We start from the raw sequence: 22,892 nt of genomic DNA, 5'->3' as shown, positions 1-22,892 counted from the left end.
AGTTTTAAGGAATAGATGATGAAAATGACTTCTCCGCTCAAGATATCGTTATTAGCCCTGCTGGTTGCGGGCGCTGCCAATGCCGCAACGGTGGATCTCCGTATCATGGAAACCACCGACGTTCATGGCAACATGATGGATTATGACTATTACAAGGATAAAGCCACTGCCCAATATGGCTTGGTACGTGCGGCCACGTTGATCGATGCGGCCCGCGCGGAAGCGACCAACAGCGTGCTGGTAGATAACGGCGATATCATCCAGGGTAGCCCGATGGCGGACTATGCCGCCGCCAATCTGAAGAAGGGCGATGTGCATCCGGTCTACCAGGCGATGAACACCCTGGATTATGCGGTCGGCAGCCTGGGTAACCACGAGTTCAACTACGGGCTGGATTACCTGAAAATGGCAATCAGCGGTGCCCGATTCCCGTATATCAACGCTAACGTCTACGACGCCAAGACCAACAAGCCTTATTTCAAGCAGTACCTGATCGTGGAAACACCGGTAAAAGATACCGAGGGTAAAGAACATAAGGTACGCATCGGCTATATCGGTTTCGTGCCACCGCAGATTGTGCTGTGGGACAAGGACAAGCTCTCTGGCAAGGTGATCGCCAAAGATATTACCGAAACCGCCAAGGAACTGGTGCCACAGATGCGTAAGGAAGGCGCGGATATCGTGATTGCTATCGCTCACTCCGGCATCTCGGCCGATCCTTATAAGGCGCTGGCAGAAAACTCGGTCTACTACCTCACGCAAGTGCCAGGTATTGATGCCATTGCTTTTGGCCATTCACACGGTATTTTCCCGAGCAAAGACTTTGCTGCTATTCCTGGGGTAGATCTTGAAAAGGGCACAGTCAACGGCGTACCTGCCGTGATGCCGGGCCACTGGGCGGATAACCTGGGGGTGATCGATCTGGTGCTGGAAGGGGAAACCAATAACTGGAAGGTGGTCTCCAGCCGCGCGGAAGCTCGCCCAGTTTATGATAAGAAGAATGATAAATCTCTGGTCGATGCCAAGGCTACTCTGGTGAAAACGCTGGAGCAGGCGCATAACGACACCCGTGAGTTCGTCAACAAGCCGATTGGCACCATTGCCGAAGATACCAATACCTATCTGTCATTAGTGCAGGACTCTTCGGCCATCCAGATCATCCGCGCGGCGCAGAAAGCCTACGTCGAACACTTTATTCAGGGCGATCCGGATCTGGCAGATATTCCGGTGCTGTCGGCTGCGGCACCGTTCAAAGCGGGTGGCAGGAAGAACGATCCGGCGGCCTTCGTCGATATGCGTAAAGGGCCTCTGAGCTTCCGTAACGCGGCCGATCTCTACCAGTATTCCAACACGCTGGCGGCAGTGAAGGTGAAAGGTAGCGATCTGAAAGAGTGGTTGGAATGCTCTGCGGGCATGTACAACCAGATCGACGTGAAGAGCGAGAAGCCACAGTCGCTGCTCAACTGGAACGGCTTCCGGGCATACAACTTCGATATGTTTGACGATCTGAGCTATCAGATCGATGTGACCCAGCCGGCGCGTTACGACGTTGATTGCAACGTGATTAATCCACAGGCTCAGCGTATCAAGTCACTGACCTATAAAGGTAAGCCAGTGGTCGCAGATGCGCCGTTCCTGGTTGCCGTGAACAACTACCGGGCATTTACCGGCAAGTTTGCTGGCACGGGTGAGAAAAATATCGTCATCTCCTCGCCGGATGAAGTGCGCACCATCGTGGCCAACTACATCGCCGAGCAGACCAAATTGCACGGCGAATATAAGCCGCAGGCCATCAACAGCTGGCGGATTGCGCAGATTAATGCGGATAAGCCGTTGGATATCCGCATTGAGACTTCGCCAAGTCAGCATGCTGGCGAATATATCAAGCAGTCGGCTCAGCACCCGATGACGTTGGTAGGCAAAGACGACATCGGCTTTGCGGTTTACAAGATCGATTTGCAGAAATAAAGAGATCCATATCACTATGACAGAATAACGTTATAAGCCGTGTTTCACCCTGATTGCAGGGTGAAACATTTCCATCATTATCTAGAAATAATTTAATTGAAAATAGTTCTGGGTTAGTAAATAGAAAATGGGATTTTCTATGTATAAAATAAATAAATTTAAAATAAATAAACCGTTGGCACTGTTTGCACTGATGTTCTCGTTGCCAATTTCGGCTGAAGAACTGAAGGTTAATAATCATCTGTTCTCCAGCTTTATTAATGATAGCCACGCGGATCTCTCTTTCCGTAACGTGTTTAAAAATCTCAGCACCGAGGATTATGGTTCACGTTCAATCCAAACCGCCTGGGGGCAAGGGATCACCCTTGATTACCAGTCTGGTTATTTTGCTGACATGTTGGGGGTCGATGCATCTTATTATGGCGTAATTAAACTGGCCGCCAGCGATGATTTCTGGGGCCGCAGCGTGCTGTATAACGACAACGGCGAAGCTAAAGGCTTCAACAAGATTGGCCAACTCTACCTGAAAGGGCGTTTAGGTGACGAGGACACCTATTTACATCTCTATTCAGGTTGGCAGCAGATTAAAAAATGGGGCGCGCTCAACAACTCCACGCGCGCCATTCCAAGCACCTATCTTGGCTTGCGTGGCGAAGCGGCTACCGGGCCAGTACGGGTTCGTGGTGCCTATGTTACCCGCTACAGCGACAGGGATTCTCCGGATAAAATCCATTTCCGCACGGCGGATAAAAAGGAGATCAGCAGCATTGCCACCGGTGAGCTGAGCTATAGCGCTAATGGCTACAGTGCGCTCTACTTCCTGGGTGAAAGCCATAACTATATGCAGCGTCACGGGGTGGAGCTGGGTTGGCAACCGGCGGCCTGGGCGGAAAACCGCCTCAAATTAGCCAGCCAGTTTTACTACAACCACGGCCTGCAAGACTGGACCCGTATGTCCACCAAACACCGGACGTTCGATGATGATGCCTACCATTACGCGCTGTATGCCGAATGGCGCGCTGAGCGTTGGAAGCACAAGGTTGGGGCGTCATACACCCAGGCCTCTCTCGACAATGGTAACGGGTTAGGGCGCTTTGAGTGGCACCTGGCCAAGCACAGCCGTGGCACCTTTAACTCGATGGCCGATAGTTGGGGTAACGACTATGTAGGCGATAGGGAAAAGATGCTGGCCTGGACCTTCGGCTATGCCGTCACACCAGAAGTTGAGTTGGGCATGGTCACCAACTATGGCTGGGGGATGAAGTACCGTGGGCGCAGTATCGAACGTGGCGAAACCCTGGTTTACTCCCGCTGGACGCCATCGCAGCCTGCGCTGAAAAACCTGGCCGTGCAGCTTTCCGGTGGTCCATCGTGGAACTACCAGAGCCAGAACAACCAGCCGAAACTGACCTCGGATGGCAAACCGATGCGTGCTCAGAACCACTCGATCGAACTGCAGGTGGATTACAAGTTTAACCTGTTCTGATCGCCGCTCACCTGGCCGTGTGGGGAAACCCACACGGTATAAATAATTATGCAGTAATAGTCACTATTAACCGGCTTGAACCCTCGAAAAAAACGTGTAATCATTGCGCGAATTTCCCACATCATCACCGAGGAGCACAGGCATGGTTGGTTTCACTACCTCAGAGCAACCGCGCTCCAGACGTCTGATGATGCGATCCCTCTGTGTATCCTTAACGCCATTTATGCGAACGCCGCTGCCCGCCATGCGGTAAAGCTATCCAATGCTCGCTGTTAGGCATGAGTAAGAATAGAGCTGCGGCTCTGATTTTACTGATGTCTATCGGACGCTGCCGATCCCAGTCCCCGATAGTTGTCTGATGCCTACCCGCATCGGCCGGTCATGGTTGCGCCTTGGCTCATCACTTTGCCGGGATAACCTGGGTTATCTCATTATGTGCCCGGTGGCACACCCTCATCCTTAACCGTTTGAGAGTCAGCTTTTATGAAAGAATTGAAGATAGCAGTCAGCGCCAGCCTGGTGGCCAGTATTGAAACGCTGCGTGAAATCGTGCGCGTGGGTCAGACGGACTATACCGATGTGGCGGCGGCCGTGGTTTCCGTGAGCGATGTGGATGCCGGTATTCTGGCCACGCTCAAAGCGACCGGTTTCGATATCCCGACGTTTGTTGCCGTCGAAGGGGATGAACAGCTCTCTCCGGATCACCTGCCGTTGATTACTGGCGTATTTGCACTGGCTGCGGCGACCAAGGCGTTTTACATGGCGCAGTTGGAGGCGGCTGCCGATGGTTATGAACAGGCGCTGTTACCGCCGTTTTTCAAGACGCTGAAAACCTACGTGGAAATGGAGAACTCAACCTTTGCCTGCCCAGGCCACCAGGGCGGTGAGTTTTTCCGTAAGCATCCGGCAGGGCGCAAATTTTTCGAGTTCTACGGTGAAACGCTTTTCCGTTCGGACATGTGCAACGCCGATGTGAAGCTCGGCGATTTGCTGATCCACGAGGGATCGGCCAAGGATGCGCAGAAACACGCGGCGAAGGTGTTTAACGCCGATAAAACCTATTTCGTGCTGAACGGCACTTCTGCCTCCAATAAAGTGGTGACCAATGCGCTGCTGACGCGCGGCGATCTGGTGTTGTTCGATCGCAATAACCACAAGTCCAATCATCACGGCGCGTTGATCCAGGCAGGGGCGACGCCGGTGTATCTGGAAACGGCGCGTAACCCGTTTGGCTTTATCGGCGGCATTGATTCCCAATGCTTTGATGAGGATTACCTGCGCGAGCAGATCCGCCATGTTGCCCCGGAAAAAGCCGCTGCGCCACGGCCTTTCCGTCTGGCGATCATTCAACTCGGCACCTATGACGGCACGATTTATAACGCCCGCCAGGTGATCGATACCATCGGCCATCTGTGTGATTACATCCTGTTTGATTCGGCCTGGGTGGGCTATGAAGGCTTTATCCCGATGCTGAAAGAGTGCTCGCCGCTGCTGTTGGAGCTGGATGAGCACGATCCGGGTATTTTCGTCACGCAATCGGTGCATAAGCAGCAGGCCGGGTTCTCGCAGACTTCGCAGATCCATAAGAAAGACGATCACATCAAAGGCCAGAAACGCCACTGCAACCATAAGCATCTCAACAATGCGTTTATGCTGCATGCCTCAACCAGCCCGTTTTATCCGCTGTTTGCCGCGCTGGACGTCAACGCCAAGATGCATGCCGGTGCCGCTGGCCGCCGTATGTGGATGGAATGCGTCAAGCTGGGGATCGACACACGTAAACAGTTGCTGGCACGCTGTTCACAACTGCGGCCTTTTATTCCGCCGCAGGTAGCTGGTAAAGATTGGCAGGACTACGATACTGACCTGATTGCCAACGATGCGCGTTTCTTCAACTTTGTTCCGGGCGAGCAATGGCACGGATTTGCAGGTTATGCGCAGGGGCAGTATCTGGTCGATCCTTGCAAGCTGCTGCTGACCACGCCGGGGATTGACGCAGCCACCGGTCAGTACACCGAGTTCGGCATCCCGGCGACCATTTTGGCCAACTTCCTGCGTGAGAACGGCATTGTGCCAGAGAAGTGCGATCTCAACTCGATCCTGTTCCTGCTCACCCCAGCAGAGAACCCGGAGAAAATGGATCATCTGGTGGATATGCTGGTGCAATTCGAGCGTTACGTTGAGGAAGATGCACCACTGAGCGAGGTATTACCGACGGTCTACCGCAAGAATCAGCAGCGCTACGCAGGCTACACCCTTCGTCAACTGTGTCAGGAGATGCACGATCTGTACGTCAGCTTCGACGTGAAGCAGCTGCAAAAAGAGATGTTCCGTCAGGATCATTTCCCGCCGGTAATGATGAATCCGCAGGATGCCAACGTTGAGTTTATCCGCGATAACGTTGAGCTGGTGCCGATTGCTCAGGCCGCTGGCCGCATAGCGGCGGAAGGTGCTCTGCCTTATCCGCCGGGCGTGCTGTGCGTGGTGCCGGGTGAAGTGTGGGGCGGGGCGGTGCAACGTTACTTCCTGGCGCTGGAAGAGGGTATCAACCGTCTGCCCGGTTTCTCACCGGAATTGCAGGGTGTGTATATCGAGAAGAAAGATCATGGCTGGAAACGGATTTTTGGTTATATGATCAAGCAGTAAAGCCAAGGGCGCCGCAAGGCGCCCTTGCTTCAGGTAGCTCGGCCAATAATGACAAAGATGGGTGGCGCCACTAAAGTGAGTGAAGTGGCAAAACTACGAGCATCGTAATGAATGAAAGATAAAAAACACCTCGCCTGGATCGCACAAGAAAAGAGAAAATCGACCTTTCACAGTGTCGACTGGTTTTTACTGGTCAATGCCTTGTTCTCTTTGTATCTGTTGCTTCAGCGAATCGGGGCCTACCCTTCGCTGACGCATTTTCTACGATCGGCACCGGCGGTGGTCGGCGTGATGCTGATGGCCGCAGTGACCTACACCATCTTGAGGCTGCTACGCCCACACAGTGAGAAGGCGGCCTGGTGGATATTGAATGCCTGTGTGACGATACTGGCGCTATGCTGGTGTGGCGTGTTTCATCACCTGATTGCCATTAACAGCGTTTATCTGGTTTATCCCCTGTTAATCGGGCTGATATTTGCTTCGCTGATCCCGTTTTACCTGTCCCCGTTGCTGCTTTCCCTATTCTCAGCCCCAATCCTGATGATGGCCATCGCCGAGAACATTTTTTTCCGCGGTGCGGTCTCGCTGGCAAATATTTTCTCTTACGGACTGATGCTGTTCCTGATCTATTCGGCCAAACGCATGCTGGAAAAATGGTTCATGTTGGCGGTGGAGCGTGAAAAAGAGAACAAGCAACTGATTGAGCGCCTGGGGAAGCTGGCGAACCGCGATCCGCTGACCGGGCTGGCCAATCGGCGCTATTTCAGCAATTACTTTGACTCGGTGTTTGCCAGAGAATCTGAGGCTCAGGATGGTTTTGCCGTCATCCTGCTGGACGTGGATTTCTTTAAAAAATACAACGACCATTATGGCCACCAGCTGGGCGATGAGTGCCTGATCCGTCTGGCTGAATGCTTTGACAGTTGCGTGCGGCGTTCACAGGACTTGGTGGCGCGTTATGGTGGTGAGGAATTCATTATTCTGCTGCCCAAATCCGATCGTGCCGAGGCGACAGCGGTGGCCGAAAGGATCAAGGCTCAGGTTGCGGCGATCGCGATCCCACATGAAAAATCGGATGTTGGACCATGGGTGACGGTAAGCCAGGGAATTGCGTTGTGGCGAACCGGCGTGGGGCGTGAACAACTGGTCGAGATGGCCGACAAGGCGCTGTATCAAGCCAAGGCCAATGGCCGCAATGGTTATATGCTGGCTGATTAGCTGGGGGAAATGGTTTCCCCCAGCTCTGTACTTCCTGCCAAGGCTACTTCCGCCGGTAGTTTTTCTGCGCGTTATTCACCTTCACCAGATAGCGACGCGATTCACTTGCCGGGTGCTTGGTGGTCAGCGTTTGGAAAATATCACCTGGCTGCATGCTGTTGATGATGGTTACCGCCTTGGTTCTGTCACTGTTGAACACGCGCAGCACACTGCCAGCGCCACCGTTATAAGCGGTGATCACCGCATAACGGCGCGATGTCGGGTTCTGAATACCACCCAGGTAGTTGTTCTGCAAGATGGCCAGATAGGCGGTACCGGTATCGATATTGTTCTCTGGATCGAACAGGTAGCTGCGGCTTGGCGTGCCCCATTTGCCTTTCATCTTGAAGACGTCTTTACCGGCAGTATGTTGTACCACCTGCATCAGGCCCAGCGCGTCGGAGCCGCTCACCGCATAAGGGTTAAAGCTGGATTCGGTCTGCATGATCGCCAGGATCAGTGACTCTTCGACGCCGTATTTCTCAGAGGCCTGTCGCACCATTGGCAGATATTTGTGTGCACGTTTATCCAGGTGGTTCGGCACCAGTTGGAGGGTCACCGAGTAGATCACGTGCAGGCCCGAGGTGCGCCTTTTGAGTCTGTTTTGCAGCAGATAGTCGGCGAAGTGCGCCGCCCGCCATTCCCAGCGGATAGGTTGACCATTGTTATCCAGCACCTGGCCGTACAGGAACGGCTCTTTGCTGATCTGGATATCATTGGCATCGGAATAGAGGTCGATCGAGCCTGGATCGTCACCCATCAACAGGGTGCTGATCACCGCCTGGCGCAGATGGGCCGCAGGATCGGTGGTGGCGATGGTTTCGATGGTGATGGTACCCGAATCAAAGTTGATATGGCTACGGGTCTGATATTGGTCGGTATATTTGACGTAGTCCTTTGGCCCGGCGATCAGAACTTCACTCAGCCCCCAGATGTTCTCAATATTGTGGGCAAATTGGCCCATCAGAATATCAAAGGCGTTGGTGTCTTTGACATAGGCTTCCGTGACCACGTCGTTTTTTTTGCCGGAACAGGAGATCAGCAAAGGCGCTATCACTAGCAAAGCTAACACTTTCTTCATCTTGTAAAAGCCGTATACGCGAAGAATTAAACAGGGGAAAAGGGCCAGCGGCTGGCCCGGAAAATCTTATTCGCTCGGTGGCGTATAGCCTTCGATGTGGACTTCATGCCCTTCGAACAGGAAACGGACCATCTCCTGTTCCAGCAGTTTGCGATCGTCAACGTTCATCATGTTGAGCTTTTTCTCGTTGATCAGCATGGTCTGCTTTTTCATCCATTCTCCCCAGGCTTCCTTGGAGATCTCGTTGTAGATGCGCTTGCCGACTTCCCCTGGATAGAGTTGAAAGTCTTGTCCATCGGCGTCACGCTGCAGGAAGGTACAAAAAATGGTTCTGCTCATGCTAATTCCTCGTCAATGGCGCTGTTGCCAAATAAACCGGGTTGGGTCGGGGACTGTTTGGCCAACTGCTGTAGCAGGCGCTCTACCGGCGCGGCCAGCCCGACCGAAGGTGGCTGCGTTAAGTTATACCAGAGACCGGCACCCTCATCCATGGCGCTGCCCGCTTTGTCGCTATTGAGCCACATAGGCACAATATCCAGATGGAAATGGCTGAAGGTGTGGCGGAAGGCGGTCATCTGTTCCAGGCGGCTGCCTTGCAGCCCGCGTTGTTGCAGCCAGAGCTCAAGATCGATCCGGGCGCCAAACTGTGGGAAGCAGAATAACCCGCCCCACAGGCCAGCGCCTGGGCGCTGTTCCAGCCAGACGCCATCGCCCCTTTGCAGCATCAGGAAGTAGGCGGTTTTTTCCGGCAGGGTTTGCTTGGGTTTTTTACCCGGATAGTCGGCCCAACTGCTGTTGCCGTTGGCAAGACAGCCGATATTGAGCGGGCATAGCTCGCATTTGGGTTTACTGCGGGTGCAGACCATCGCCCCCAGATCCATCATCGCCTGATTGAACTGGCCAACCCCTTTGGCCGGCGTGACGTCTTCACTGATCTGCCACAGGCGGTTTTCCACCTCTTTCTTGCCCGGCCAGCCAGCGACGGCATAGCAGCGAGCCAGCACGCGTTTGACGTTGCCGTCGAGGATCGGGTAGTGCTGCCCCTGGGCCAGAGAGAGAATGGCACCGGCGGTTGAGCGGCCTACGCCAGGCAGCGCGACGATTTCTTCAAAGGTTGTCGGGAACTCACCGCCGTGCTGTGCGACAATGGTCTGAGCCGCTTTATGCAGATTTCTTGCTCGGGCATAATAGCCAAGCCCGGTCCACAGGTGCAGTACCTCATCCTGTGGCGCTTCGGCCAAGGCGCGCACGTTGGGAAAACGTGCCATAAACCGCTGAAAATAGGGAATAACGGTGGCAACCTGAGTTTGTTGCAGCATCACCTCAGACAGCCATACTTGATAAGGCGTTTTATCGAGTTGCCACGGCAGCGTTTTGCGGCCATAGCGTTGGTACCAGTCCAGCACCACGTGCGAGAACTGTTGCGCTTGCATCATGAGCGAATTCGCTATCCGGCAGATAAATAATGATGCGCGATTGCAGCATAGAGTGATGGTGCTGTAAACCGGAACTTTCGGCAGTAGCACAACAGGTATGATGATGAACGCTTGCTAAACCAAGGTATCTTTGGATAATGCGCGTTCCCCTAATTGGCAGCCAAACAGACAGAAAGCACTATGATTAATGACGTCATCTCCCCAGAATTTGATGAGAACGGCCGCGCGATGCGCCGTATCCGCAGTTTTGTTCGCCGCCAGGGGCGGTTGACCAAAGGCCAGCAGCAGGCGCTGGACAACTATTGGCCGGTGATGGGCGTGGAATATCAGGCTGAACCTGTCGATATCGCCGCGCTGTTTGGCCGTGAAGCGCCAACCGTGCTGGAGATTGGTTTTGGCATGGGGGCTTCTTTAGTCACCATGGCGGGCAATAATCCGCAGCAGAACTTCCTGGGGATTGAAGTTCACTCGCCGGGCGTGGGTGCCTGCCTGGCAGATGCTCATGAGGCGGAGTTGGCCAACCTGCGGGTGATGTGCCACGATGCGGTAGAAGTCTTGCAGAATATGATCCCGGACGCTTCGCTGGATATGGTCCAGCTGTTCTTCCCGGATCCATGGCACAAAGCACGCCATAACAAACGCCGCATCGTACAGACGCCGTTTGTTGAACTGGTGCTGAGCAAATTAAAAGTGGGTGGCGTATTCCATATGGCTACCGACTGGCAACCTTACGCGGAACACATGCTGGAAGTCATGAACAGCAGCGCAGGTTACCGTAATCTTTCCGAGAGCAATGATTACGTACCGCGCCCGGACTCGCGTCCGCTGACAAAATTTGAATTACGTGGCCAGCGTCTGGGACATGGCGTTTGGGATTTGATGTTTGAGAGGATGGAATAATGGCTAAGAACCGTAGTCGTCGTTTACGTAAAAAGCTGCATATCGAAGAGTTTCAGGAACTGGGTTTTTCCGTAGCCTGGCGTTTTGCTGAAGGGACTGCCGTTGAAGATATCGACAGCACCCTGGATGCGTTTATCGATGAAGTGATCGAGCCGAACGGCCTGGCGTTTGACGGTAGTGGCTATCTGCAGTGGGAAGGTTTGGTCTGCCTGCAGAAGATCGGTCATTGCACCGAACAACACCGTGAGCTGATCAAAAACTGGTTGGAAGCACGCAAGCTGAGCGATGTGAAAACCAGCGATCTGTTCGATATCTGGTGGGATTGATCCTGCCTGATTAGCGAAGTTCAAAGACAGCATCCTTGGTATTTATCAGCCCTGAAAAGGGGGCTTTTAACCTCAGAGGAGTATGTCAGCGGTCTGAGGTGCCTTAACGGCACCTTTGTTTTATCTGGAGTATGAGTAGGTGGTAACAACATTAGATAACGCGTTGCTGGACGAGATCCTGCAACAGGTACGCCCGCTGATTGGGCAAGGCAAGGTCGCTGACTATATTCCTGCATTGGCGGAAGTGGCGGCCGATCGGTTGGCGATCGCCGTCTGTACCGTTGACGGTGAACTGTTTCAGGCCGGGGATGCGACGGAACGCTTTTCGATCCAGTCCATTTCCAAGGTATTGAGCCTGACGCTGGCGCTGACGCGTTATCAGGAGGGGGAGATTTGGCAGCGGGTGGGGAAAGAACCTTCTGGCCTGCCGTTCAATTCCTTGTTGCAGTTGGAAATGGAGCAGGGTAAACCGCGCAATCCGTTTATCAATCCAGGGGCGCTGGTGGTATGCGATATGCTGCAAACCCGGCTCAGTGCGCCCAAGCAGCGAATGTTGGAAGTGGTACGCCAACTGGCCGGCGTTGACGATCTGCTGTACGACACCCGCGTGGCACGATCGGAGTTTGAACATTCCGACCGCAATGCCGCCATTGCCTATCTGATGAAATCGTTCGGTAACTTCGACAATGACGTGCTGACCGTGCTGCAAACCTATTTCCACTATTGCGCGTTACGTATGAGCTGCGTTGAGCTGGCACGCAGCTTTGTCTACCTGGCCAATCAAGGGCGTTCGCTGAATGGCGACACGGTGATCAGCCCCTTACAGGCCCGGCAGATTAACGCCTTGATGATGACCAGCGGTATGTATGATGGTGCGGGTGAATTTGCCTATCGGGTTGGCATGCCGGGCAAGTCTGGGGTGGGAGGCGGTATTATTGCCATTGTCCCTGACGAACTGTCGATTGTCGTCTGGTCGCCGGAGCTGGATGCGTCTGGAAACTCATTGGCGGGAACTGCGGCACTGGAACTGTTGTCTCAACGCATTAGCCGTTCGATTTTTTAACTCCACCGCGCGTGCGGGTGGAAGGGAGCCAGGAGAAACTATGTTGAAGAGAACCGGATTGGCCTTGCTGTTGTTGACGGCTTCACAGGCGCATGCCGAGTATCAGTGCAGCGTCAGACCACAGGACGATGTGATTATCAGCCCGCAGACCGTGCAGGTGGTGGGTGCCAGCGGCAACCTGCAAATCACCGCCGATGGTGATGTCACCCGTGATGGCAAAGCGTTGAGCCTGAACGATAGCCAGCGCCAGAAGGCGTTCAGCTACCAGAACGCACTGCGTAAAGACTTGCCCTGGATCGATCAGGGTGCGCAGCAGCATCTGGAAAAGGCACGGGTAGCGCTGGATAAGGTCATCGTTCAGCAATTGGGGGACAGCAGTAACGTACGTAACCGCCTGACCACGCTCAACGATCAGTTGAAGCAACAGATGAACCGCATCATTGAACATCGTAGCGACGGTCTGACGTTCCACCATAAGGCAATTGCTCAGGTGGAGCAGGATGGCCGCAATATCGTCCAGCAAAGCATGGGCGGCGTATTGCAGGACAGCCTGAACGAAATGGGCGTCAAGCAGGTCGCCAACAGCAATGGCAACCCGTTGCAGGCGATTATGGGCAACCTGGGTGGGCTCCAGCAGGCCATCAAGAACGAATGGAACAATCAGGAGCAGGACTTCCAGAACTTTGGTCGCGACGTGTGTAACCGCGTCACGGCGCTGGAAACCCAGCGTAAGGATCTGGTCAAGGCGTTGAACTAAGATCTGACGTTAAAAGGTTTCGTTGTTTTCAGGGCTACGCTTCTGGTGCGACGGAACCTTTTATGCCGCCAAGGAAGCGCGACGACCTCTGAGAGGTGATTAACTTATGGCTACGGTAAAGTCGATACTCAAGCTGCTTACTCCTCTACTATTCTTTTATTACTTCGTCTGTGCTATCAGCATCATGTTATTTTCAATAATAGAATATGAATGGGCCATAGGAGAGGAAGGGATAGAGAATATCTGCGATGTGATGACTCATTTTAATATTGATGATATGAGTAATGTTGGTATTCCTTTAACTTCAGCGTTCATTTTTCCTCTGGTAATACTTTCTATTTATCGAGCTAAGCAAAGAAGATTCCTGCATCCAATATTGACGGGCTTGCTAGTCATATACTGGTGGTGGGCTTTTTTTGGTCGGTTTTTATCTTGCTGATGGCCCTCACCCTAACCCTCTCCCACAGGGAGAGGGGACGGATTGTGCCACGGATTGATTCCTGTGCCTGACTTTTTATAGGCTGAGTTGCAGAGTGAACCAGAATATGAATATAACGCTGGAGCAGCTCCCTCTCCTTTTGGGAGAGGGTTGGGGTGAGGGGAAATAGCAATGGCGAGTATTATTTCCAGCACAGCCTTAAATTATTTATTCCTCTGGCAAAAACAGTTCCAACAGCGAATTAAGGAACAGTTTGCCATGCTCGGTGATCTGCCAATACTCCGGCGTCTCCAGCAGATAGCCTTTGGCCAACGCTTCGTCCAACGGCACGCGGATCACGCTTTCATCCAGCCCGGTATAGTGGGCGAACTCGGCGCGAGGTGCGGCTTCCAGCAGGCGGAAGCGGTTCATGAAGAACTCGAAGGGCCGATCGTGCGCCTCGACTTCATGCAGCTTGTCCCGATAATCCCCTCGCATAAATCCGCGTGGATGCTTGGTTTTGGCGGTGCGCAGAATACGGCCATCGGCAAAGGTTAGCTTGCCGTGTGCGCCACAGCCAATCCCCAGATAGTCGCCAAAGCGCCAGTAGTTCAGGTTGTGCTGGCATTGGTAGCCCGGTTTGGCGTAGGCCGAGGTTTCATACTGCTGATAGCCGGCAGCACTCAACAGCTCATGCCCTTGCTCAAAGATATTCCACAGCGCGTCATCGTCCGGCAATACCGGCGGGCGTGAGCTGAACAGGGTATTTGGCTCGATGGTGAGCTGATACCATGACAGATGCGGCGGATTGAGGGCGATGGCCTGACGCAGATCGTCCAGCGCCTCTTCCAGCGACTGATCCGGCAGACCGTGCATCAGGTCCAGGTTAAAACTGCGCAGGCCAAGGCCGGTTGCCAGATGTGCCGCGCGTTTGGCCTCTTCCGGGCCGTGAATGCGCCCCAGACGGGTTAACTTCTCGGCGCTAAAGCTTTGTACACCAATCGAGATGCGGTTCACCCCGGCGCGCTGGTAGCCGCTGAAACGATCGGCTTCCACGGTGCCTGGGTTGGCCTCCATGGTGATTTCGGCGTCATCTGCGACGTGGATACGCGCCCGCACGCCATCCAACAGCGCCTGCATGGCTTCGGCACTCAACAGGCTTGGCGTACCGCCACCGATAAAGATGGTGCTGATGCTACGCCCGCTGGCGAGCGGCAAATCGGCATCCAGATCCGCCAGCAGGTGATCAACATATTCCTGATGCGGCACTTCGCCCTTTAAGGCATGCGAGTTGAAATCGCAGTACGGGCATTTCTGCACACACCAGGGAATATGGATGTAGAGACTGAGCGGTGGCAGTTGTACGGCGTTAGCTGGCATTACGCATCGCTTCCAACATCAACTTCAGCGCCTTGCCACGGTGGGAAACGGCAATTTTCTCTTCCCGCGTCAGTTCTGCCGCGGTACAGCCCAAATCTGGCACATAGAAGATCGGATCGTAACCAAAACCGCCAACGCCAGCCGCTTCAAAGGTGATCTCACCGGCCCAGCAGCCGTGGAACACCAGCGGGGTAGGGTCTTCTGCATGACGCATATACACCAATACGCAATGGAATTGCGCACCACGCTTGCCCTCAGGCACGTCTTGCAGCGTGACCAGCAGCTTGTCCAGATTCTGCTGGTCGCTGGCCTCTAAACCGGCATAGCGGGCGGAGTAAATACCCGGTGCGCCGCCTAATACATCCACGGCCAGACCTGAGTCGTCGGCAATTGCTGGCAGGCCAGTGACCTGTGCGGCATGGCGAGCTTTGAGAATGGCATTTTCAATAAACGTCAGGCCGGTTTCTTCGGCAGAGTCTACGCCAAGTTCGGTTTGTGCCACCACGTCAAAGCCGAAATCGGCCAGCAGTGTGGCGAGTTCACGCACTTTGCCGGGGTTGCCGGTGGCCAGAACGATTTTTTGCATAATAGATACCTTGAAAATTATTCGATCAGCGCCGCGATGACGTCAGGGATTTGCTGCGGACTGTGAATGCGCAATTGTTTATGCCGCCCCAGTTCACCTTTCTCAATCGTCACGTTGCTCTTCGCCACCTTGAACTGCTTGGCGATAAATTTGATGAGATGGGCATTGGCCTGGCCATCAACCGGCGGGGCGGTGATGGCGACTTTAACCTCGTCGCCATGCAGGCCAATAATCTGATCGCGGCTGGCTTTGGGCTGAATATAAAGCCTGACCACCAGCCCGTCCAGTTGCTCTGTGACTGCACTCACAGCAGGAACCAGAGCTCGCCAAACAGATCCATGCCCAGGTAGTTGATCAGATACAGGATCAGGATCACCACCATCGCAGAGAAATCGATGCCACCCATAGCCGGGATGACTCGGCGGATAGGGGCCATCAACGGCTCGGTAAGCTGGAACATCACGTAATCAATCGGGCTGCGGCCCTGGCTGATCCAGCTCATCAGTGCGCGGATAATCATCACCCAGAAGATCAGGTAGCCGACGGATTTGACCAGCGAAATCAGGCCAAACAGCAGGTTATACAGGCTGAGTGACAGGGTACCGCTCTGGATCAACAACAACAGCGGATACTTGATCGTCATCAGCAGGAACGCCAGCAGCAATGAGGCGCTGTCTACCGGCCCCATCGAAGGCACTATGCGGCGCAGCGGGCCGACGATCGGCTGGGTGATTTTCACCACAAACTGCGAAAACGGATTATAAAAGTCGGTGCGCGTCAGTTGCATCCAGATGCGCAACAGCAGCACCATCACGTAAATATCAACGACGGTTTTGACCAGGAAAGTCAGCGTTAGCATGTAAGTTACCCTTCTCCTTAACTTTTGGGTTATCCCCTTGGCTGCAAGACCGCCGTGGCGGCCTGCAACTCATCGGGCATAGTTAAAATAATTTTTCCATTTCTTGTGCTCGGGAAACGGCGGCCTGCATAGCCTTGGCAACGGTCTCTGGCAACTGTTGCTCGTTGAAGACCCGCAATGCCTCGGCGGTGGTGCCACCTTTAGAGGTCACTTGCTCACGCAGCGTAGCCAGCGAGATCTCCGGGTTGGCGGCGGCCAATGCCGCAGCACCAATAGCAGCCTGCTGCACCAGATCGCGAGCCGCCTGGCTGCTGAATCCCATGCGTTCGGCTTCCTGCTGCATGGCATCCATAAACAGGAAGAAATAGGCCGGTGCGCTGCCTGCAGCGGCGATCACGCCGTTAATGCCGTTTTCGTCATCGACCCAGCAGACTTTACCCACCGAGCTCATCAGATCGCGGGTGTAATCACGATCCTGTTGGCTAACCTGTGCGGGAGCATACAGCCCGCTCATCCCTTTCCCCACCAATGAAGGTGTATTGGGCATGATGCGCACAATATTCAACCCTTCACCGAGCATTTGATAAAAGCGGCTCACCAGAATACCGGCAGCGATCGACAGCACCAGTTTACCGGAGAAATCGACCTGTTCTTGTAAAGGTAAGCAAACCTGCGCCATCAATTGCGGTTTTACCGCCAGGACCACGACATCGGCCTCTTTGGCACAGGTGATGTTATCTGCGCTGCTGTTAATGCCATATTCGGCGGCCAGGGCGTCACGGTTTTTGGTTGACGGCGCGCAAACGCTGATGGCCGCGGCCGGATAACCACCGGCTACCAGGCCAGCAATGATGGCGCGGGCCATATTACCGGCGCCAATAAAGGTAATCTTGCGATGTTGCATCAAATCCTCGTTATACGGTTGTGTGCGAGTAGTCACGGGCGCCAAAAATAGCGGTGCCGATACGAACCATCGTGCTGCCAGCGGCGATCGCGGCCTGCATATCGTCTGTCATACCCATCGAAAGCGTATCCACCTGCGGGTAGCGCTGTTTGAGGGCTTGGAAAGCGTCATTCATCTGGCCAAAGGTTGCCAGTTGGCGCTGATAGTCGTGTTCCGGCGCTGGGATGGCCATCAGCCCACGTAAACACAGGTTGGGCAGTGCGGCGACCGCTTCTGCCAGCGCGGGCAACTCATCCAATACAATGCCAGATTTGCTCTGCTCGTCACTGATGTTTATCTGGATCAGCACATTCAGCGGCGGCATGGCTGCGGGGCGTTGATCGCTCAGGCGCAGGGCGATGCGCAAACGGTCAACGGTGTGGCACCAGGCAAAATGCTCGGCCACCAACCGGCTTTTATTGGATTGCAGCGGGCCGATAAAGTGCCATTCCAACCCCGCCCCTGCGGGCAGTTGGGCGAAATGCTGGATCTTGTCTACCCCTTCCTGCACGTAATTCTCGCCGAATGCGTGCTGGCCTGCGGCGATGGCTTGTGCGATCGCCTCCACAGGTTTGGTTTTGCTGACTGCAAGCAATGTCACTTCTTCTGGAATGCGTGCGCAACCTTGAGCGGCCGTGGCAATGCGGCCCCTGACATCCTGCAGATTCTGTTGGATAGTGCTCATAGTTAACCTGGGAGATTGATATGGATATCGATGAATTTGTGGCTCTTAGTGTAAAGCATAATGCCTCCGATCTGCACCTTTGTACCGGCCATCTGCCAATGTTACGTATTGATGGTGAGCTTCAGGCTGGAGAATATGGGGAAACGCTGACTCACCAGCAGATGGCTACATGGTGCCAAACGCAGTTGCCACCCGCGATGTGGCAGCAGCTACAGCGGGTTGGGCAGCTTGATATGGCATTAACCTTGGCGGGGGATATTCGGTTACGTGCCAATTTCTTTTTACAGCACGGCGGCGTCTCCGTGGCGTTACGCCGGATCGCCAGCCAGTGCCCCACCTTGGCCGAACTGGCCACGCCAGAAATCATCCCGGCGCTGTTACAGCGTGATGATGGCCTGATATTGGTCACCGGGGCTACCGGCAGTGGTAAATCCACCACGCTGGCGGCAATGATCGACTTTATCAATCAACATCAGCGCCGCCATATCCTCACGCTGGAAGATCCGATCGAGTTTATCCATCGTAGCCAGCGTTGCCTGATACAGCAGCGGGAGCTAGGGCGGGATACCCACAGTTTTGACGATGCGCTGCGGGCCGCATTGCGTGAGGATCCTGATGTGATCCTGTTGGGGGAACTGCGTGATACCACTACCGTCCGGTTGGCGTTGACCGCGGCAGAAACCGGGCATTTAGTTCTGGCTACTTTACATACCCGCAGCGCTCCTCAGGCGGTAGAACGGCTGGTAGATGTGTTCCCTGCGGAGGAGAAAGCCTATGTTCGGGCCCAGTTGGCCAACAGCCTGCAAGCGGTGATCGCGCAAAAACTGCTGAGTAAACCGGGGGGAGGGCGTGTCGCCATTTACGAGATCCTCACGGCAACGGCGGCGGTGAGCAGTATGATCCGCGAAGGCAAAACCCACCAGTTGCTCAGCGTGTTGCAAACCGGAGCACAGTCAGGCATGCAAACTTTTGAACAGGGTTTGCAGCAGCGAGTTGCGCAGGGAATATTATAATGCCACAATCCATTAACTATTTTTGCTCATCAGATTTTAATTACAATCCACCCAGTGGTGATTTTGGGATTGTTCTGGATGTATTTACCATTTTAGAACGGATCATGTTGCAGTATAAGTAGGTGTCTCGGTTATTTAATACCTGCTGGTTTTCTAGGATTTCTCCTTTTCATGGATGAGGTGTTTTTATGGGTCCCTGGTTGATTGTCGACGATCATCCCGCAATTTGTTTCGCTGTGAAAGCTATTCTCTCCCCATTAGGTAATGACTCGATCCTTACTGCGACGAACGGTCTGGATGCGCTGGCGCGAATAAAGGAAAATACGCCACAGTTGGTGATCCTGGACATCATGCTCAACAAAATGGATGGGTTGCAGATCCTGCAACATATTCGTCAGGTGGATAGCGATATTAAAGTGGTGGTTTACACCAGCCTGCCCGCAGAAAGCTATGCAGAGAGGGCGCTGCGGGCCGGAGCCAGTGGCTTTTTCAACAAGGATCAGGATATCAGCCAATTGGCACCTTTGTGCCAGTTGGTGCTGCAAGGCTATGCCTGTTTTCCGCAAACCACCCTGCAGCCTTTGCTCAACGCACCCATCCATAATGAGAATATTCTTGCTCGCCTCTCCGATCGTGAATTGACCGTGTTGCGTTATTTGTCTGCGGGGCTGAGTAATAAGGAAATTGCTGACAGGTTGATTTTAAGTAATAAAACGATCAGCACTTATAAGACACGTCTGATGGAAAAGTTGAAAGTTAACCATACTGAGGAGTTGGTGGATTTGTTCCTTCATCAGGATAAGCACGCTGATGATAAATAAATTTTTTATCATCATGCTGTTTTTTTGCTTTAGCGTTTGTGCTGAAGGGACTCAGGCATACCGCGAAATTAATTTGCTCAGCCGCAGTCAGGTCCAATTACCCGAAGCTGATTTAACCAACGAGGATTGGCAATGGCTACGCCGTAAACGGGTGTTGGTTTTTGGTATTGCGGCACCGAACTATCCTCCTTTTGATATCACCAGTGGTACACGGGATTACGGCGGTATCAATGCCGATTATCTGGGGATTATCGGCTACAACCTGAACGTGCGGGTCAAAGTACGTTACTACGAGGATGGCGCGACTTTGCGCCAGGATTTGGCTAAAGGGGAAGTCGATGTGATTGGTAATGTGGTTGCCACAAGTCATGCCGATCCCGACCTGCTGCTTTCTACTCCCTACGTACTCGCCGCTCCGGCGCTGATTATGCGCATCGACAGCCTGCTGCAATCACATCCGCCAAAACACATCGCCATTGAGCGTCTCTATAGTGGCAACCCGCAACTGACCGAACGCTTTGCGGCGGCAGAATATCAGGTTTATGACGCCCCACGCCGGGCATTGGAGGCATTATCGTTTAACAAGCTGGAGGCTTTTATTGGTGATGCCACGGCGGCTCGTTATTTAATTAACCAGGGCAACCTGAATAACTTGCGTATGCAGTTGCTGCCCCAACAAGATATCAAGGGTTTTGCCTTTGGTCTGGCGCGGGATAATGTGCGTTTGCAGCGGGTCTTGAATGCGGTACTGGCTAGCATCCCGGAAAGTGCACATACCGAGATCCAAAGCCGCTGGAATGGGGGCATCCCCATGTCACAAGGGGATGAACATCTGTCACTGACCTCGTTGGAAAGAAAGTGGGTGGAAGAGCATCCCAGAGTGCGGATGGTGGTCACTGGTGATTTTGCCCCGTTGGGGTTCTTCGATGTTCAAGGCGATTTTCGTGGTTTGACCGCCGATGTGATGGCAGCCATCTCCAGCCGTATCGGCCTGAAATTCGATATTATTCGCGCGGGATCGTTACAAGACTCGCTGAATGCCATCAAGGCCGGTAAAGCCGATATTGTCACCGGTGTCACTCTGGATGCGATCTGGCCTAATGGACTGCTGGCAACCCGATCCTACTTATTCAATTCCTGGGTGTTGGTAGGCATCCCACATCTGGCTAGTCACGATCCGCCACGCACGATTGCATTGGTAGCAGGGCATCCATTGCAGGCTCAATTACAGGCTCAATATCCCGCTAGTCAGATTGTCAGCGTAAGTTCCCCGCAGGCTGGTATCACGGCGTTAAAATCAGGGCAGGCACAAGTGCTGGTTTTGCCGATGATCAGCGCCGACTACTTCCTGGCCCGCGAGCCCTCCTCTGGGTTGCGCATTCTTGGCGCGCTGGATATCGAACCGGCGCGTTTTGTCATTGGCGTTGCCGGCACTGAATACCCGTTGGCGACCATCCTCGATAAGGCCTTGCTGAACGTTCCCCCAGAGGATATTCATGCGATGACCAGCAATTGGTACAACAATACCTATCTGCTGGAAGACGCACCGACGGATGATAAGCAGCTTGCTCGTTATTTCCCTATGGCGCTGATCTTGGTGGCTTTGCTATGGGTATTGCTGCTGGCGGCCTTGCTTATCGGCCGGTTGCGCAGCAAGCGCCAACAGCGTTGTCAGACCGTATTCGATGTCACCGAACGCGATCGCCTGATTGAGCAGTTACAGCAGGCGAAAGAACATGCCGATAGCGCCAACCGGGCTAAAACGACGTTTCTGGCCACCATGAGCCATGAGATCCGTACGCCGTTGAACGCCATTATCGGCATGTTGGAATTGGTACTGAATCGCCAACGGCGGGACGTGGAGCAGGATAGAGAATTGTTGAGCGTGGCCCACGAATCCGCTCACTCCCTGCTGGCGCTGATCGGCGATATTCTCGATATCTCGCGGATTGAGTCAGACCGGTTGATTTTGCACCCACAGCGCGCCGACATACGCCGCCTGATCGAATCTGTAGCGACGCTGTTTGACGGCGTAGCCCGGCAAAAAGGCCTGCTATTCAAACTGGATATTGATGCCGAAGTTACCGGTGATGTGCTGATCGACCCCATGCGTTTCAAGCAGGTACTGTCCAACCTGGTGAGTAATGCCATCAAGTTTACCGAACAAGGGCAGGTGGCGTTGAGCGTGGCGGTTGACCAGATCGGCGAGGAACGGCTGGATCTGCGCTTGCGCGTCACCGATACCGGCAAGGGCATTGATACCTTAACCCAGCAGCGTCTGTTCCAGCCTTTCACCCAAGGTCATGGCGAAACTGGGGGAGCCGGGCTAGGCCTGTACATCTGCCGTAAACTGATGGACATGATGGGGGGGACTATCATATTAAACAGCGAAGTGGGGATTGGCAGTGAAGTCACCGTGCTGCTTTCCGTGGCCCGATTGCTGAAACTCCAGTTCCCGATCCAGCAAGAGATCATTCCCCTCCCAGTATCCGTTAATTTGCGGATATTGATCGTCGAAGATCACCCGGCAGGCAGAATGTTACTGAACCAGCAACTGTGCTTCCTCGGTCATCGGCCCACCGTGGTTGGTGATGGGGAGCAGGCATTGGCGCAACTGGGGCAGCAGCAATTCGATCTGATGATCACCGATTGCCAGATGCCCAAACTTGACGGTTACAGTCTTAGCCGCCAAATCAGGCGTAATGAGCAGGAGCGGCAAGTCACGCCGCTCCTAATCTGGGGGCTGACGGCCAATGCCCAGGAAAGTGCACGTGAGGATTGCTTACAGGCCGGGATGGATGACTGCCTGTTTAAGCCGGTCAATCTGGCCATGCTGAGAAAGAAGCTGGCTACGCTACCGCCGGTCGAACGGGAGCAAAGCGAGCAGCAGGCACCCTTTTTCGTCGCAGACTTACCGCCGGAACTGCGCCAGCCACAGGTATTACAGGAGTTCATCACCACGTTGATAACCTGTATGGAGGAAGACGGCGAGCAGCTTCAGCAGGAACTCCAGCAGCGATCTATCGATCTGGCCATCATCAAAGCGTTGGCACATAAATTGGCCGGTGCCGCGCGATTGGTCAAGGCAGACAGGCTCAATCAGGCCTGTCAGGCATTGCATGATAGCCCCAGCCAGGAGACCGCTACGGAGGTACTGAATGAAGCGCAATCGTTGGTTGATGAGCTAAGAAAAATCCAACGTACTACAGAAGAATAGTCCTTTCCTACAGCGCGATTAAGGCTTTGGCAGATTTTAAGGTAATCAGG

Annotated in this window: 21 protein-coding genes; 12 read left to right on the top strand and 9 right to left on the bottom strand. The window is 53.8% G+C overall.

Features of this window, described 5'->3' with window-relative positions; all coding sequences use genetic code 11:
- Nucleotides 1-24: 24 nt before the first annotated feature.
- The 4 genes from ACRDCA_RS21910 (at nt 25) to ACRDCA_RS21895 (ending at nt 7,318) form a co-directional block, all read left to right on the top strand.
- Complete coding sequence (locus ACRDCA_RS21910) at nt 25-1,968, top strand: bifunctional 2',3'-cyclic-nucleotide 2'-phosphodiesterase/3'-nucleotidase (protein WP_438691568.1); 1,944 nt, start codon at nt 25-27, stop codon at nt 1,966-1,968.
- A 139-nt stretch (nt 1,969-2,107) separates the two neighbouring features.
- Nucleotides 2,108-3,454, top strand: a complete 1,347-nt coding sequence (locus tag ACRDCA_RS21905; protein WP_438691411.1) for an OprD family outer membrane porin — start codon at nt 2,108-2,110, stop codon at nt 3,452-3,454.
- A gap of 483 nt (nt 3,455-3,937) precedes the next feature.
- Nucleotides 3,938-6,100: an ornithine decarboxylase SpeF gene (gene speF / locus ACRDCA_RS21900; protein ID WP_438691410.1), complete on the top strand. Its 2,163-nt coding sequence runs from the start codon at nt 3,938-3,940 to the stop codon at nt 6,098-6,100.
- Between the two features lie 111 nt (nt 6,101-6,211).
- Nucleotides 6,212-7,318 carry a membrane-associated sensor domain-containing protein gene (locus ACRDCA_RS21895; protein WP_438691409.1) on the top strand — a complete coding sequence of 369 codons (1,107 nt, stop codon included), beginning with the start codon at nt 6,212-6,214 and terminating at the stop codon, nt 7,316-7,318.
- Between the two features lie 43 nt (nt 7,319-7,361).
- On the opposite strand, the gene mltC is transcribed toward ACRDCA_RS21895, so the two are convergent.
- The 3 genes from mltC to mutY all read right to left on the bottom strand — a co-directional run bounded on the left by mltC (nt 7,362) and on the right by mutY (nt 9,874).
- Nucleotides 7,362-8,438 (bottom strand): membrane-bound lytic murein transglycosylase MltC, encoded by a 1,077-nt coding sequence (gene mltC / locus ACRDCA_RS21890; protein ID WP_438691408.1) that lies wholly within the window; start codon nt 8,436-8,438, stop codon nt 7,362-7,364.
- Nucleotides 8,439-8,504: 66 nt separating this feature from the next.
- The gene (locus ACRDCA_RS21885; protein WP_024484083.1) at nt 8,505-8,777 is read right to left on the bottom strand and encodes an oxidative damage protection protein; all 273 of its coding nucleotides are present in this window, start codon (nt 8,775-8,777) and stop codon (nt 8,505-8,507) included.
- Nucleotides 8,774-9,874 (bottom strand): A/G-specific adenine glycosylase, encoded by a 1,101-nt coding sequence (gene mutY / locus ACRDCA_RS21880; RefSeq protein ID WP_438691407.1) that lies wholly within the window; start codon nt 9,872-9,874, stop codon nt 8,774-8,776. The genes ACRDCA_RS21885 and mutY overlap by 4 nt, the downstream gene beginning before the upstream one ends.
- A gap of 180 nt (nt 9,875-10,054) precedes the next feature.
- On the opposite strand from mutY, the gene trmB reads away from it, so the two are divergent.
- The 5 genes from trmB to ACRDCA_RS21855 all read left to right on the top strand — a co-directional run bounded on the left by trmB (nt 10,055) and on the right by ACRDCA_RS21855 (nt 13,359).
- Complete coding sequence (gene trmB, locus ACRDCA_RS21875; RefSeq protein ID WP_438691406.1) at nt 10,055-10,774, top strand: tRNA (guanosine(46)-N7)-methyltransferase TrmB; 720 nt, start codon at nt 10,055-10,057, stop codon at nt 10,772-10,774.
- Nucleotides 10,774-11,100, top strand: a complete 327-nt coding sequence (locus ACRDCA_RS21870) for a YggL family protein (protein ID WP_438691405.1) — start codon at nt 10,774-10,776, stop codon at nt 11,098-11,100. The genes trmB and ACRDCA_RS21870 overlap by 1 nt, the downstream gene beginning before the upstream one ends.
- Nucleotides 11,101-11,239: 139 nt before the next feature.
- The gene (glsB, locus tag ACRDCA_RS21865) at nt 11,240-12,163 is read left to right on the top strand and encodes a glutaminase B (protein WP_438691404.1); all 924 of its coding nucleotides are present in this window, start codon (nt 11,240-11,242) and stop codon (nt 12,161-12,163) included.
- A 40-nt stretch (nt 12,164-12,203) separates the two neighbouring features.
- Entirely contained in the window at nt 12,204-12,920 is a 717-nt protein-coding gene (locus tag ACRDCA_RS21860) for a DUF2884 domain-containing protein (RefSeq protein WP_025120090.1), read from the top strand.
- Between the two features lie 106 nt (nt 12,921-13,026).
- On the top strand, nt 13,027-13,359 hold the full coding sequence (locus tag ACRDCA_RS21855) for a DUF2645 family protein (RefSeq protein WP_438691403.1): 333 nt from the start codon (nt 13,027-13,029) through the stop codon (nt 13,357-13,359).
- A 207-nt stretch (nt 13,360-13,566) separates the two neighbouring features.
- On the opposite strand, the gene hemW is transcribed toward ACRDCA_RS21855, so the two are convergent.
- From hemW to ACRDCA_RS21825, 6 genes are all read right to left on the bottom strand, one after another.
- A complete protein-coding gene (gene hemW / locus ACRDCA_RS21850) occupies nt 13,567-14,718 on the bottom strand; it encodes a radical SAM family heme chaperone HemW (RefSeq protein WP_438691402.1) in 1,152 nt (383 codons plus the stop codon).
- Nucleotides 14,708-15,304: an RdgB/HAM1 family non-canonical purine NTP pyrophosphatase gene (rdgB, locus tag ACRDCA_RS21845; protein WP_438691401.1), complete on the bottom strand. Its 597-nt coding sequence runs from the start codon at nt 15,302-15,304 to the stop codon at nt 14,708-14,710. The genes hemW and rdgB overlap by 11 nt, the downstream gene beginning before the upstream one ends.
- A gap of 17 nt (nt 15,305-15,321) precedes the next feature.
- The gene (yggU, locus tag ACRDCA_RS21840) at nt 15,322-15,612 is read right to left on the bottom strand and encodes a DUF167 family protein YggU (protein ID WP_438691400.1); all 291 of its coding nucleotides are present in this window, start codon (nt 15,610-15,612) and stop codon (nt 15,322-15,324) included.
- Nucleotides 15,609-16,163: a YggT family protein gene (locus tag ACRDCA_RS21835; protein ID WP_438691399.1), complete on the bottom strand. Its 555-nt coding sequence runs from the start codon at nt 16,161-16,163 to the stop codon at nt 15,609-15,611. The genes yggU and ACRDCA_RS21835 overlap by 4 nt, the downstream gene beginning before the upstream one ends.
- Nucleotides 16,164-16,245: 82 nt before the next feature.
- Entirely contained in the window at nt 16,246-17,067 is an 822-nt protein-coding gene (proC, locus tag ACRDCA_RS21830) for a pyrroline-5-carboxylate reductase (protein ID WP_438691398.1), read from the bottom strand.
- A 10-nt stretch (nt 17,068-17,077) separates the two neighbouring features.
- Entirely contained in the window at nt 17,078-17,791 is a 714-nt protein-coding gene (locus ACRDCA_RS21825; protein WP_438691397.1) for a YggS family pyridoxal phosphate-dependent enzyme, read from the bottom strand.
- Nucleotides 17,792-17,811: 20 nt separating this feature from the next.
- On the opposite strand from ACRDCA_RS21825, the gene ACRDCA_RS21820 reads away from it, so the two are divergent.
- From ACRDCA_RS21820 to ACRDCA_RS21810, 3 genes are all read left to right on the top strand, one after another.
- On the top strand, nt 17,812-18,804 hold the full coding sequence (locus ACRDCA_RS21820) for a type IV pilus twitching motility protein PilT (protein ID WP_438691396.1): 993 nt from the start codon (nt 17,812-17,814) through the stop codon (nt 18,802-18,804).
- Between the two features lie 188 nt (nt 18,805-18,992).
- Complete coding sequence (locus tag ACRDCA_RS21815) at nt 18,993-19,625, top strand: response regulator (protein WP_438691395.1); 633 nt, start codon at nt 18,993-18,995, stop codon at nt 19,623-19,625.
- Entirely contained in the window at nt 19,615-22,842 is a 3,228-nt protein-coding gene (locus tag ACRDCA_RS21810; RefSeq protein ID WP_438691394.1) for an ATP-binding protein, read from the top strand. The genes ACRDCA_RS21815 and ACRDCA_RS21810 overlap by 11 nt, the downstream gene beginning before the upstream one ends.
- Nucleotides 22,843-22,892 lie beyond the last annotated feature (50 nt).

The sequence above is a fragment of the Serratia sp. (in: enterobacteria) genome (genome assembly GCF_051654945.1).
Lineage (GTDB): Bacteria > Pseudomonadota > Gammaproteobacteria > Enterobacterales > Enterobacteriaceae > Chania.
Note: the sequence above shows the minus strand (reverse complement) of the source record. Positions and strands in the feature narration are given on the sequence as shown.